The sequence below is a fragment of the Kribbella pratensis genome (assembly GCF_004366075.1).
In the GTDB taxonomy this organism is placed as follows: Bacteria; Actinomycetota; Actinomycetes; order Propionibacteriales; family Kribbellaceae; genus Kribbella; species Kribbella pratensis.
Window position 1 is genome coordinate 415,703 of the sequence record NZ_SODU01000005.1, and the last position, 12,786, is coordinate 428,488.

Below are 12,786 nucleotides of genomic sequence, written 5' to 3' on the forward strand. Positions count from 1 at the left end.
GCACCGCGCAGTTTGGTATACCATTCTCGGCATGACCTCTCTGCTGCTTGCTGACGTGCGCCCGTGGGGCGGCGACGCGGTCGACGTGACAATCGTCGACGGCGTGATCTCGGACCTCTCCCCCGCCGGGAGCAGCACCGGGAGCAGCACCGAGAGCAGCACCGAGAGCAGTGCGGAGACAGACCAGCGGATCGACGGGCACGGGCTGCTGGCGCTGCCGGGCTTCGTCAATGCGCACGCGCACGTCGACAAGAGCTGGTGGGGCCAGCCGTGGGTGTCGTACGGCGGTGAGCCGACCACTCAAGGCCGGATCGCGCACGAGCGCGCCGAGCGGGACAAGTACGGCATCCCGAGCGTCGGCGGCGCGAAGGCCGTGCTGCGTGAGTTCCTCCGGCACGGTACGACGGCGACGCGCACGCACGTCGACGTCGACCTCGGCGTCGAGTTGCGTGGCATCGCCAACGTCCGCGAGGCCGCGGCCGCGCTGGACGGCGCCGTCGAGGTGGAGATCGTCGCGTTCCCGCAGGACGGCGTACTCCGGCGGCCCGGCGTACTCGATCTGCTCGACAAGGCCGCGGCCGAAGGGGCGACGAGCATCGGCGGGCTCGACCCGGCGACGATCGACCGCGACCCGGTCGGCCAACTGGACGCGCTGTTCGAGATCGCGGTCCGGCGCGGGGTCGGGATCGACGTGCACCTGCACGACCACGGTGACCTCGGCGGGTTCCAGTACGAGCTGATCGCCGAGCGCACCGTGCAGGCCGGTCTGCAGGGCAAGGTGAACGTGTCGCACGGGTTCGCCCTCGGCGAGCTGGCCCCGGCGCGGCGGAGCGAAATGGTAGACCAGCTCGGCGCGGCCGGGATCTCCTGGACCACGGTCGCCCCGGCCACCTCGGCACCGCTACCGTTCCGCGAGATGCGCGCGGCGGGCGTCCCGATCGGCCTCGGCACCGACGGCATCCGTGACCTCTGGTCGCCGTACGGCGATGGTGATCTGCTGCAGATCGCCCGCGGGTTCGCGCGGCTGCACGGGCTCCGCACCGACGAGGACCTGACGTACGCGGTCGAGCTCGCGACGACGTACGGCGCCTCCTTCGTACACCGCGAGAACCACGGCCTCACCGTGGGCGCTCGCGCGGACATCGTGCTGCTCGACGCCGAGAACGCGCCGGACGTGCTGGTCCGCGCACCGCGTCGCGAGTACGTGATCGCCGGCGGGCAGGTCGTCGTGCGCGACGGCGAACTCCAGGTGTGAGCACCGGCACTGCCGTCGGACGCACACTGGGCTCACTGAGGGACAACCGCGCGTTCCGGCTGTTCTGGTTCTCGAACCTGTTCTTCTTCGGCGGCGTCTGGACGCAGACGCTCGTGCTCGGGTGGCTCGCCTGGGAGACCACGCATTCGGACTTCCTGGTCGCCGTCTACACGGCGGTGCGGTTGGCGCCGTTGCTGCTCGGGCCGTTCGCCGGGGCGTTCGCGGACCGGCACAACCGGGTGCGGCTGCTGATCGTCGCGGCCTCGTGGGCGCTGGTGGCGGTCAGTGCCGTTGCCACGCTGGCCTCGCTCGGTAAGGCGCCGTACTGGGTGCTCGTGGTCGGCGGCCTGGCGATCGGACTCGCGCAGTCGCCGTCACAGCCGGCCCGCGCCTCGCTCGTGATGGACCTGGTCGGCCGCAGGAACCTCAGCAACGCCAACGCGCTGAACTCGTTGGCGCTGAACATGACGCAGGTGATCGGGCCTGCGATCGGCGGATTGATGATCACCGGCCTGGGCGCGCCGGCCGCATTGTGGGTCTCGAACTTTTGGTATGCCATTTCCTTGGCCGCGTTGCTGCCGCTGCGCGAGTACGGCCGGGTGGTCGGCGGGCACACCGGATCGGCGCTCCGGATGGTCACCAGCGGCCTCCGCGACCTCGCCCGGAACCGGCTGGCCTCGACCGTCCTCCTGATCACGCTGGCAGCGAACACCTTGCTGTGGCCGATCGCGCAGTCCTTCATGCCGGTGTTCGCGCAGGAGTCGCTCGGGCTCGACGCGGCCGGACTGGGCTGGCTCCTGACCTGCGCCGGCGTCGGCGGGCTGACCGGTTCGCTGGTGATCGCCTGGCTGGGCGACTTCCGGTTCAAGGGCGGCATGTTCGTGGTGGGTACGGCGATCTGGGGCACGCTGTGGTCGCTGTTCGCGCTGTCCCACGACACGATGGTGTCGTTCGTGCTGATGAGCGCGATCGGAGTGATGAGCGCGGCGTTCGGCGTACTGCAGACGACGCTGCTCCTGATGACCACCGACGAGTCACTGCACGGCCGCGCCCTGGGCGTCCAGGAGCTGGCGATCGGCATCATGCCCCTGGCATCCCTGGCTCTGGGTGCCTTCGCCGAGCACTACGGCGTCGGCATCACCACGTTCGTGAGCGCCGTACTTCTGGTCGCCGCCGTCGCTGCCCTCGGTCTCTGGACGCCCAAGTTGCTCCGCTACAGCGGCCTTCTTCGATAACAAATGACGATTCTTAGCAACCAATCGAGAGTCTCGCTGCATCTATAGGTTGAGTCCGGGGGGACTCAAGACACAAAACCAAGGGGCAAGTCTGACCTGATACCGGTCTAGTCCTTAAATGTCAAACCGTGGGGGAAGAACAACTGTGGATCGGAACTCGGACCCGCGCGACGGTATGCCGGCACGGCTCGACGCATCCGTCCGGCTGCTCGTTGGTCCGGCCAACTTCGCGGGGCAGGGCACTCGGTGGGCGCGCGCGATCGAGGAGCGGGTGCCCGGCACGAAGGCGACCTCGTTCGCCTTCTTCAAGGGCGTGCTCGACTACCAGGTCGACTACGGCGTGCCCGCCCGCACGTACCGGCGCAATCCTCGCTGGCGGCTGAACTTCTACAACCATGTCGTGGGCAACTACACGCATGTACTGCTCGAGGCGGCCCGGCCGATCTTCGGTCCTTTGCACGGACCGGACGGGTCCTTCGAGATCCCGCATCTGCTCACCAAGGGTCTGCAGGTGGGGCTCATCGCCCACGGCTCCGACGTCCGGATCCCCAGCCGGCACGCGGAGACCGAGCCCTGGTCGCCGTTCCCCGACCTCGACGACGAGACCGTCGAGCTGCTCGAACGCAATTCGACCCGTGCCGTCGAGCTGTTCACGTCGTACCCGGGCCGCGTGTACGTCTCCACCCCCGATCTCCTCGACTACGTGCCCAACGCGGTCTGGTGCCCGGTGGTCGTCGATGTCGATGCCTGGCGCAGTGACGCCCCGGTGCTCGGGCGCAAGGTGCCGGTGGTGGCGCACGCGCCGAGCAAGTCGGCCATGAAGGGTTCCGAGCTCATCGACCCGATCATGGAGAACCTGGCGCAGCGGGGCCTGATCACCTATCGCCGCGTCGAGGGTGTCGACCCGGCGGACATGCCGGCCGTCTACCGCGACGCCGACATCGTCCTCGACCAGTTCCGCATCGGCAGCTACGGCGTCGCCGCGTGCGAGGCCATGGCGGCAGGCCGGATCGTGGTGGGTCACATCGCCCAGCACGTCCGGGATCGCGTGGCCGCGGACACCGGGCTCGACCTGCCCATCGTCGACGCGACCCCCGAGACCGTCGAGCAGGTCGTGCTCGACCTGATCGCGCACCCGGAGCGGGGCCGCGAGGTCGCCGCCCGCGGACCGGACTTCGTCGCGACGGTGCACGACGGCAGCTGGTCGGCCAACGCGCTGGCCACGTTCGTCGAGCAGTCGAGCCGATCAAGTCCGGTGCCGGTCGACTGGAAACCGTCCTGGATCCGGCCCAAGGTCGTGATGATGGCCGGCAACGACATCGTCGTCGACGCCCGCGTGCTCAAGTACGCGCAGACGGTGGCCAACTGGGACCTCGACGTCACCTGCATCGGCCTTCCCGGACGCCGGTTCAGGGGCGTCCGCTACTTCGGCAAGGTGCAGGTGCTGTGCCCGGTCATCCCGTCGAAGGTGCTGTTGACCGGGTGGCGCAAGCGGCTGGCCAACCTCAAGACCAACCTGAGGCCGTGGTTCAGGACCGAGGCCGAGTACATGCTGGCCTACGGCCGCTGGCAGTACGCGAGTCGCGAGCTACGCGGCGACCGCGGCCGCGACCGCCGTGACCACGAGCGCGCCGGCGGCGAGCCCGGCTCGGCGGTGCGCGCCCAGCGGTCCGTCCGCGACCGGCTGCAGCGGGCGGTGCGCTGGCGGACGTTGCGACTGCACCGCGCGATCCTCCAGGCCCGCGCCTACTCGTTCCGGCGTACCAAGCCGCAGGCCGACATCACCGACCTGGGCATCGGCAAGCGGCGCGAGCGGCTGCTGAGGCTCTACCGCTACTTGCCGGCGGGGCGCTGGCGGCGGGTGATGCCCGAGCTGGTCGACCAGGAGCTGACGCTGGGCCCGCTGCTGGACCGCCTCCTGATCGAGGTCATCCACGTGCACGACGTGTTCATGCTCGGCATCGCGGCGCGCGCGGCGCACCGGGCGGCACTGGACGGGCGGACGATCAAGATCATCTACGACGCCCACGAGTACATCCCGGGTGTGCCGGTGGTGGCTCCGCGGCGAGTCGCGGCGTACAGCGATCTCGAGCGCGAGTTCATCCGCGACGCCGACCGCGTGATCACGGTGTCCGAGCCGCTGGCCCACTGGCTCAAGCGCGACCACAAGCTGGCCGAGCTACCCGACGTCGTCCTCAACGCGCCGGTCGAGCCGCCGGAGGACGCCGAGGACGCCGACTTCAAGGGTCTGCGCGAGCAGCTGCGGTTGCCCGAGGACGTGCCGCTGCTGGTGTACGGCGGCGGCGTCAACCGTGCCCGCGGCGTCGGGACGGCGGTCGAGGCGCTCACGAAGCTGCCCGGCGTACACCTCGCGATCGTCGCGCGGGCCAACTCCGTCACCGCGGAGTTGGAGGCCCGTGCCGCCGAACTGGGCGTGGCGGACCGCGTGCACCTGGCGCCGTTCGTCGCTGCCGAGGTCGTGCCGCTGTACCTGCGCTCGGCCACCATCGGCCTCAGTCCGCTGCTGCACGCGCCGAACCACGACATCGCGGTGACGAACAAGTTCTGCGAGTACATCGGTGCGGGGCTGCCCATCATCACCAGCGACACCCCGGCGCAGGCCGACCTGGTGAAGGAGCTCGACCTCGGCGCGGTCTACCCCGCGGGCGACGTGGAGGGCCTCGTGCTGGCAGTCCGGACGGTGCTCGCCGACCGCGACCGCATCGCCCAGCGCATCGCCGACGACCCCGAACTGCAGCACCGGTTCTCCTGGGCCGCGCAGGCCGAGGTCCTCCGGTCGGTGTACGCCGACGTGATGGGGACCTTGCCCGACGCCGCCTGGGCTCCCGGCGCCACGGTCGTCCGCAAACTTCTCCCCGGCCCGCCCGAACTGCCGGAGACGAAGTGGCGGGCCTTCAGGGAGAAGATGGCGAAGAGTACGAGCTTGCTGGTCTGAGTCGCGGGGTCAGGACCACCACTTGCCACTCTGGGACAGGGCGTCCGCGGTCAGGTTCGTGGTGTCGAGGGCGTCGAGGTCCGCGATCGCCGCGTCGTCCAGCTCGAAGTCGAAGACGTTGAAGTTCTCGACGATGCGGTCCTGGTGGATGGACTTCGGGATCACCGAGAGGCCCTTCTGGATCGCCCAGCGGATCAGGACCTGCGCCGGCGTGTGGCCGGTGGCCTCGGCGATCCGGGCGATGACCGGGTCGCCGAGGTGGCGGCCGGTGCCGAGCGGGCTGTACGCCTGCGCGACGACGTTCGCCTCCTCGCAGGCCTCGACGAGGCCCTTGCGGTACTCGAACGGGCTGAACTGGATCTGGTTCGCGGCCGGCTGGATGCGGGCGATCTTGTTCAGTTCCTGCAGCTCGGTGGAGCTGAAGTTGGAGATGCCGATGCCTTTGGTGAGGCCCGCGTCGACGGCCGCTTCCATCGCCGGCCACGCCCAGGTCGGCCCGCCCTGCGGCCAGTGGATCAGGTAGAGGTCGAGGTAGTCGGTCCCGAGCCGCTCGAGGCTCTTCTCCGCCTCGACCCGCGCGTCCTTGCCGCCCGGGTAGAACTTGGTCGTCAGGAAGATCTCTTCGCGCGGGATCCCGCTCTCCCTGATCGCCTTCCCGACGCTGGCCTCGTTCCGGTAGGCCTGCGCGGTGTCGATCAGCCGGTAACCGGCCTCGAGCGCCCAGGTGACGGCGCGCTCGCACTCCGCCCCGTCATCCACCTGCCAGACCCCCAGCCCGAGCACCGGGATCTCAGTTCCGTTGGACAGCTGCCGAGTATTAGCGGTCATGCCTTCCTTCTACCACGGCCTACAACTTGTTCGCGTGGCGGATGACGTCGACGACGTCGGACATCATGCCGGTGAGGTCGTAGTCCTTGGGGGTGTAGACGGCCGCTACGCCGGCGGACCGCAGGGAGTTGGCGTCGGCTTCGGGGACGATGCCGCCGACGACGACGGGGACGTCCTCGAGACCGGCCTCGCGGAGACCTTCGACGACCTGCGGGACCAGTTCCATGTGCGAGCCGGACAGGATCGAGAGGCCGACGCAGTGGACGTCCTCGGCGACGGCCGCGGCGACGATCTGCTCGGGAGTCAGGCGGATGCCTTGGTAGATGACCTCGAAGCCGACGTCGCGCGCGCGGACCGCGACCTGCTCGGCGCCGTTCGAGTGGCCGTCCAGACCGGGCTTGCCGACCAGGAGGCGGAGGCGGCCGCCGAGCTCGGACGACGTGGCGGCGACCTTCTCACGGACCGCGGCGATCTCGGCGCCACCACCGGAAACCCCGACGGATCCGGCGACACCGGTCGGTGCGCGGTACTCGCCGTACATCTCCCGCAGTACGCCGGCCCATTCGCCGGTCGTCACGCCGGCGCGAGCGCACTCGAGCGTCACGGGCATCAGGTTGTCGGTGGTCTTCGCGGCGGCGCGCAGCCTCCCGAGCGCCGCCTCCACCGCCGACGCGTCGCGAAGGCCGCGCCACTTCCGCAGTGACTCCAGCGCAGCCGATTCGGCCGCCGGGTCGACAGTCTGGATCGCGGTGTCGAGGTCGGCGGTCAGCGGCGACGGCTCGGTGTTCTCGAACTTGTTCACCCCGACGACGATCTGTTCGCCGGACTCGATCCGCTGCCGCCGCTCGGCATGCGATCCGACGAGCGCCTGCTTCAGGTACCCGCTCTCGACGGCGGCGACCGCGCCGCCCATCGCCTGCACGCGGTCGATCTCCTCCTGCGCCCCGGCGACCAGCTCGTCGACCTTCGCCTCGATCACGTGCGACCCGTCGAAGATGTCGTCGTACTCGAGCAGGTCGGACTCGTACGCCAGCACCTGCTGCATCCGTAACGACCACTGCTGGTCCCACGGTCGCGGCAACCCGAGCGCCTCGTTCCAGGCCGGCAGCTGGACCGCCCGCGCGCGCGCGTTCTTCGACAGCGTCACCCCGAGCATCTCGAGGACGATCCGCTGCACGTTGTTCTCCGGCTGCGCCTCCGTCAAGCCGAGCGAGTTCACCTGTACGCCGTACCGCAGCCGCCTGGCCTTCGCGTCCGTCACGCCGTACCGCTGCAGCGTCAGCTCGTCCCAGAGCCGGACGAAGGCACGCATCTTGCACGTCTCCTCGATGAACCGCACGCCGGCGTTCACGAAGAACGAGATCCGCTGCACGACGTCCCCGAACCGCTCCGGTGGCACCTGCCCGCCGTCCCGTATCCGGTCGAGTACGGCGATCGCCGTCGACAGCGCGAACGCCAACTCCTGGACGGGCGTCGCGCCGGCCTCCTGCAGGTGGTAGCTGCAGATGTTGATCGGATTCCACTTCGGCATCGTGGCGACCGTGTACGCGATCAGGTCGGTCGTCAGCCGCAGCGACGCGTCCGGCGGGAACGCGTACGTCCCGCGCGACAGGTACTCCTTGACGATGTCGTTCTGCGTGGTCCCGGTCAGCTCGTCCGGCAGCGCGCCCTGCTCCTGCGCGGCGACCTGGTAGAGCGCGAGCAGCCACATCGCGGTCGCGTTGATCGTCATCGACGTGTTCATCTGCGCGAGCGGGATCTGGTCGAACAACGCCCGTACGTCGCCCAGGTGCGCGACCGGTACGCCGACCTTTCCGACCTCACCCTTCGCGAGCGGGTGGTCCGCGTCGTACCCGGTCTGGGTCGGCAGGTCGAACGCAACGGACAGCCCGGTCTGGCCCTTCGCGAGGTTCCGGCGGAACAGCGCGTTGGACTCCGCCGCGGACGAGTGGCCCGCGTACGTCCGCATCACCCAGGGTCGATCCTTGTCGGTCGCCATGTACCCGAGAGTAGGACTCTGTGCCCTTGTGAGTCTGCCTCTCGTGACTGGCGTCACCAGGGGCTTAGATCACAGTCAGGCGCTGATCGGGAGCGGGGTCCGCTCCACGTTCAGCACGCGGTGCAGACGGGTGACCGCGAGGATGCGGACGACCGACGGCATCGGGTGCCAGAGCACGAGTTGGCGGCCGAGCAACTGGGTGCGGCGGTGGGTCGCGACCAGCAGGCCGAGACCGGTCGCGTCGACCGCATCGACCTCTTCCAGGTCCACGATCACGTCGCCGTCGGAGGCGTCGATCAGGTCGTTGAGAGTTTGACGGACGTCGCCGACGGAGCGCACGTCCAGGATGCCGGTCAGGTGTACGACGTTGTCAGAGGCCCTGTTGGGCTTGCTGTGGGTCGGTGCGAGCATGTCCGTGCCCTCCCGCTCTTCCGGCGGCCCCCGAGTTGATCGGCCGGCCCAGAAAATTTGTATGGCAGCGTCTGTGTTGGTAAAGACTCCCTGGAGACACGGAAGGTTGCCAAGGGGTCAGGATCTTTTGTTTCGCGAGACAATGGTGTCCGTGTTCGCCGAGGATTACTTCCTGTTCCCGGTGGTGGCCATCGCCCTGGCCGGCGTGATGGTGCTGCTGTGCCGCTGGGCCTTCTCGAAGGCGAAGGGCGGGTCGCTCGTACGCCGGGTGGACCACCGCCCGGCCGACCGGGACGCCTTCGGCCTGCTCATCGACATCCGCACCGTGCCGAACTACAACGAGGCCCGCGTCCTGGTCAGCCGCCTGCGGGACTTCGGCATCAAGGCCACCGCGGCCCGCACCACCGACGGCTGGACGGTCTACGTCTGGCCGAAGGACGAAGCCGCCGCCCGCGGCCTGCTCGAAACTCCTTGAGCGAACTGGTCGAGCTGATCGGCCTTTTGTGTGGGTCTAGGGTCGGAGTATGGGGACTCTGCTCGAGCTGGACCTGACCCGCGGCGTACTCGAGACGCCGCCCGCTTCACCGGTGGCGGCGTTCCGTGCGCGCCACCTGCCGACTCTGCGCGAGTTGGTAGGCGCGCTGCGGAAGGGGGCGCGGGACGACGGTGTGGTCGGCGTAGTGGCCCACATCGGCGGCAGCCGGCTCTCACTCGCGCAGGTGCAGGAGCTGCGTGAGGCGGTGGCGGACTTCCGTACGTCGGGCAAGGCGGCCGTAGCGTGGACCGAGTCGTTCGGCGAGACCGGACAGGGCACGGTGCCGTACTACCTGGCGACGGCGTTCGACGAGATCTGGCTCCAGCCGTCCGGCGACCTGGCGATCACCGGTGTGTCCGTGCAGGCGGTCTTCGTCCGCGGGGCGCTCGACAAGGCCGGTGTGATCCCCCAGTTCGGCAAGCGGCGTGAGTACAAGACCGCTGCCGACACGTTCACCGAGCGGGAGATGACCGCGCCTGCTCGCGAGATGGCGTCGCGGCTGGCGGAATCGGCGTACGAACAGATCGTCGAGGGCATCGCCGTACGACGGCGTCTGGACAGTGCACGGGTCCGAGAGCTCGTCGACGGTGCGCCGCTGCCCGCACAGGTCGGTCTGGACGCCGGACTGGTCGATCGACTCGGCTACCGGTCGGACGTGTACGACGAGCTCGAGAAAGAGCTGCGGTACGACGACAGGCTGCTGGCCGAGCGGTACATCCGGCGTGGTCCGCGGACGCTCCACGAGGTACGCAAGAACCTCCCGTGGCCGCAGAAGCCGCTGGTGGCGGTTGTCCGTGTGACAGGTGGCATCTCGGTCGGCCGCAACTCCAACAGCCCGATGGGGGGTCCTGGCTCTGGCTCCGACACCGTCGGCGCCGCACTGCGTGCTGTAGCGGACAACGAACGCGTGAAGGCGGTAGTGCTGCGCGTCGACAGCCCAGGTGGTTCGTACGTCGCCTCGGACGCGATCCGCAACGAAGTACTGCGGCTGCGCTCGACCGGACGGCCCGTGATCGCGTCGATGGGTGGTGTGGCCGCATCCGGTGGGTACTTCGTGGCGATGCCGGCCGACGTGATCGTGGCGCAGCCCGGCACGATCACCGGGTCGATCGGGGTCCTCACCGGCAAGGGCGTCATACGCGATGCGCTCGGGCGGATCGGCATCTCACGCGAGGCCGTGTCGGAGGGCGCGAACGCACAGATGTACTCGGCGCAGGAGGAGTTCACCGACGAGCAGTGGGCGCAGTTGGAGGAGACACTCGACCGCATCTACAAGGACTTCGTCGCCAAGGCCGCACAGGATCGCGGCCTGCCCGAGGACCAGCTGGAGTCGCTGGCCCGCGGACGGGTCTGGACCGGCGCCGACGCGCACAGCCACAAGCTGATCGACGAGCTGGGCGGCTTCCAGCACGCACTGACGCTCGCGTGCAACCGGGCCGGTCTGGACCGCGACGAGATCGCCGTGACCTCCGTACCGCACCGCAACCTGCTCAGTCAGCTGAAGGCGCCCACGACGACCGATGATCTGGCTGTCAGTGCGGCGCCGTTGACCCTCGACGGCCTGACCACTGGTCTCTACAGTGCGCTGGGGTTGCCGCCGGCCGGCGTACTGCGGATGCCCTTCAGCTGGGAGATCAGCTAACCCCGCTCTCCGCCCGGGACCCAGAGGACGTCGCCTCCGGAAGACAGGTTCGCGACGCGGCCGAGGATGAAGAGCAGGTCGGACAGCCGGTTCAGATAGGTGAGCGCAAGCAGGTTGACGGACGGCCCGTGCGCCTCGACGGCGGCCCAGCCGGCCCTCTCGGCGCGGCGGACAACCGTGCGGGCGACGTTCAGGTACGCCGCGCCCTCGGTGCCACCGGGCAGAATGAACGACCGGAGCTTGGTCAAACGACTGTTGTAGTCGTCGCACCAGCCCTCGAGGCGGTCGATGTAGTCCTGGGTGATGCGCAGCGGCGGGTATTCCGGGTCGGGCGTGATCGGGTTGCACAGGTCCGCGCCGACGTCGAACAGGTCGTTCTGGACGTGGGTCAGCAGGACCACGAGCGCAGTGTTCAGGTGCCCGGCCGCGATGGCCACGCCGATCGCGGAGTTCGCCTCGTCGACCTCGCCGTACGCCGCCAGCCGCGGATCCGTCTTCGAGGTGACGGAGTTGTCGCCGAGGCGGGTCTCGCCGGCGTCTCCGGTGCGGGTGTAGATCCGCGTCAAGTTCACAGCCATGCCAGGACTCTACGCAAAGCCTCGGCGGGTCAAACGCTACAGTCGACCGGTGGAACGGTTTCGGATCGCGGGTGAGGCACGGCTCGACGGCACTGTCGAGGTGGCCGGAGCGAAGAACAGTGTGCTCAAGCTGATGGCGGCAGCGCTGCTGGCAGAGGGTACGACGACGCTGCGGCAGGTGCCGGGCATTCTCGACGTCACGTTCATGGCGCAACTGCTGGACACTCTCGGTTGCGAGGTGAAGGTTGACGCGGAGCAGCGGCTCGCGACGATCGCCGTACCGGGCACGATCGGGCACCAGTGTGACTACGACCTGGTCCGCAAGCTGCGCGCGTCGATCTCGGTGCTCGGTCCGCTGCTGGCCCGCTGCGGCCAGGCGGAGGTCGCGCTGCCGGGCGGCGACAACATCGGTTCCCGCGGCCTGAACATGCACGTCGCGGGCCTGGAGTCGATGGGCGCCAAGGTGCACATCGAGCACGGTTTCGTGATCGCCGAGGCTCCGCAGGGGCTGCACGGCGCCGAGGTCTGGCTGGACTTCCCGAGCGTCGGCGCCACCGAGACGATCATGATGGCGGCCGTGCTCGCGCGCGGTACGACGATCATCGAGAACGCCGCCCGCGAGCCGGAGATCCAGGACATCGCGGCGATGCTGGTCGAGATGGGCGCGCAGATCGACGGCGCCGGCTCGCCGCGGATCGAGATCACCGGGGTGAGCGGGCTGCTCAAGCCCGTCGACCACGTCGTGGTCCCGGACCGGATCGTGTCCGGCAGCTGGGCGTTCGCGGCGGCCATCACCAAGGGTGACGTGACAGTCACCAACGGGCACGCGGAGCACCTCGAGCTGCCGCTCGACAAGCTCCACAAGGCCGGCGCGGAGATCACGGTGCTGAACCCCGGTTTCCGGGTCCGGATGCACGACCGGCCGAAGCCCGTGGACGTGGTCACGCTCCCCTACCCCGGGTTCGCCACCGACCTGCAGGCGTTCGTGATCGCGCTGAACGCGATCAGCGACGGCGCGGCGATGGTCACCGAGAACCTGTTCGAGGGCCGGTTCACGTTCGCGCAGGAGCTGACCCGGCTCGGTGCGCAGATCCAGACCGACGGGCATCACGCGGTGGTTCGCGGCGTACCGCGGCTGTCCGGTGCTCCGGTGGTGGCCTCCGACATCCGCGCCGGCGCGGCGCTGGTGCTGGCCGGTCTCGCCGCCGAGGGCGAGACGCTCGTATCGGCCGCCCACCACGTGCACCGCGGCTACACCGACTTCGCCGGCAACCTCCGCCGCCTCGGCGCCGACGTCGTAGTCGAGCCGGACGATGCGGAGATGTACTGGAGCTAATAGGGTCTCCC

Annotated in this window: 10 protein-coding genes; 6 read left to right on the forward strand and 4 right to left on the reverse strand. The window is 69.2% G+C overall.

Translation table 11 applies throughout. From position 1 onward, the window contains the following. The first annotated feature begins 31 nt into the window (after positions 1-31). From EV137_RS38700 to EV137_RS38710, 3 genes are all read left to right on the forward strand, one after another. Complete coding sequence (locus tag EV137_RS38700) at positions 32-1,255, forward strand: amidohydrolase (RefSeq protein ID WP_134133108.1); 1,224 nt, start codon at positions 32-34, stop codon at positions 1,253-1,255. Then, a complete protein-coding gene (locus EV137_RS38705) occupies positions 1,252-2,490 on the forward strand; it encodes an MFS transporter (protein ID WP_134133109.1) in 1,239 nt (412 codons plus the stop codon). Before EV137_RS38700 ends, EV137_RS38705 begins: the two co-directional genes overlap by 4 nt. 145 nt (positions 2,491-2,635) lie before the next feature. Further along, the gene (locus tag EV137_RS38710) at positions 2,636-5,446 is read left to right on the forward strand and encodes a glycosyltransferase (RefSeq protein WP_134133111.1); all 2,811 of its coding nucleotides are present in this window, start codon (positions 2,636-2,638) and stop codon (positions 5,444-5,446) included. A gap of 9 nt (positions 5,447-5,455) precedes the next feature. On the opposite strand, the gene EV137_RS38715 is transcribed toward EV137_RS38710, so the two are convergent. The 3 genes from EV137_RS38715 to EV137_RS38725 form a co-directional block, all read right to left on the reverse strand. After that, positions 5,456-6,274, reverse strand: a complete 819-nt coding sequence (locus tag EV137_RS38715) for an aldo/keto reductase (protein WP_134010775.1) — start codon at positions 6,272-6,274, stop codon at positions 5,456-5,458. A 19-nt stretch (positions 6,275-6,293) separates the two neighbouring features. After that, on the reverse strand, positions 6,294-8,273 hold the full coding sequence (locus EV137_RS38720; protein WP_134133113.1) for an ethylmalonyl-CoA mutase: 1,980 nt from the start codon (positions 8,271-8,273) through the stop codon (positions 6,294-6,296). Positions 8,274-8,348: 75 nt separating this feature from the next. Continuing rightward, positions 8,349-8,684 (reverse strand): STAS domain-containing protein, encoded by a 336-nt coding sequence (locus EV137_RS38725; RefSeq protein WP_134010771.1) that lies wholly within the window; start codon positions 8,682-8,684, stop codon positions 8,349-8,351. A gap of 142 nt (positions 8,685-8,826) precedes the next feature. Between EV137_RS38725 and EV137_RS38730 the strand changes: the two genes are divergently transcribed. Both EV137_RS38730 and sppA read left to right on the forward strand, forming a co-directional pair. Continuing rightward, a complete protein-coding gene (locus tag EV137_RS38730) occupies positions 8,827-9,159 on the forward strand; it encodes a hypothetical protein (protein ID WP_134010769.1) in 333 nt (110 codons plus the stop codon). A gap of 49 nt (positions 9,160-9,208) precedes the next feature. After that, a complete protein-coding gene (sppA, locus tag EV137_RS38735) occupies positions 9,209-10,861 on the forward strand; it encodes a signal peptide peptidase SppA (RefSeq protein ID WP_134133114.1) in 1,653 nt (550 codons plus the stop codon). On the opposite strand, the gene EV137_RS38740 is transcribed toward sppA, so the two are convergent. Then, positions 10,858-11,439 carry a cob(I)yrinic acid a,c-diamide adenosyltransferase gene (locus EV137_RS38740; protein WP_134010765.1) on the reverse strand — a complete coding sequence of 194 codons (582 nt, stop codon included), beginning with the start codon at positions 11,437-11,439 and terminating at the stop codon, positions 10,858-10,860. The two genes, sppA and EV137_RS38740, sit on opposite strands and share 4 nt — an antisense overlap. A gap of 49 nt (positions 11,440-11,488) precedes the next feature. Here EV137_RS38740 and murA point away from each other — a divergent pair, with 49 nt between their 5' ends. Beyond that, complete coding sequence (gene murA / locus EV137_RS38745; RefSeq protein ID WP_134010763.1) at positions 11,489-12,775, forward strand: UDP-N-acetylglucosamine 1-carboxyvinyltransferase; 1,287 nt, start codon at positions 11,489-11,491, stop codon at positions 12,773-12,775. Positions 12,776-12,786 lie beyond the last annotated feature (11 nt).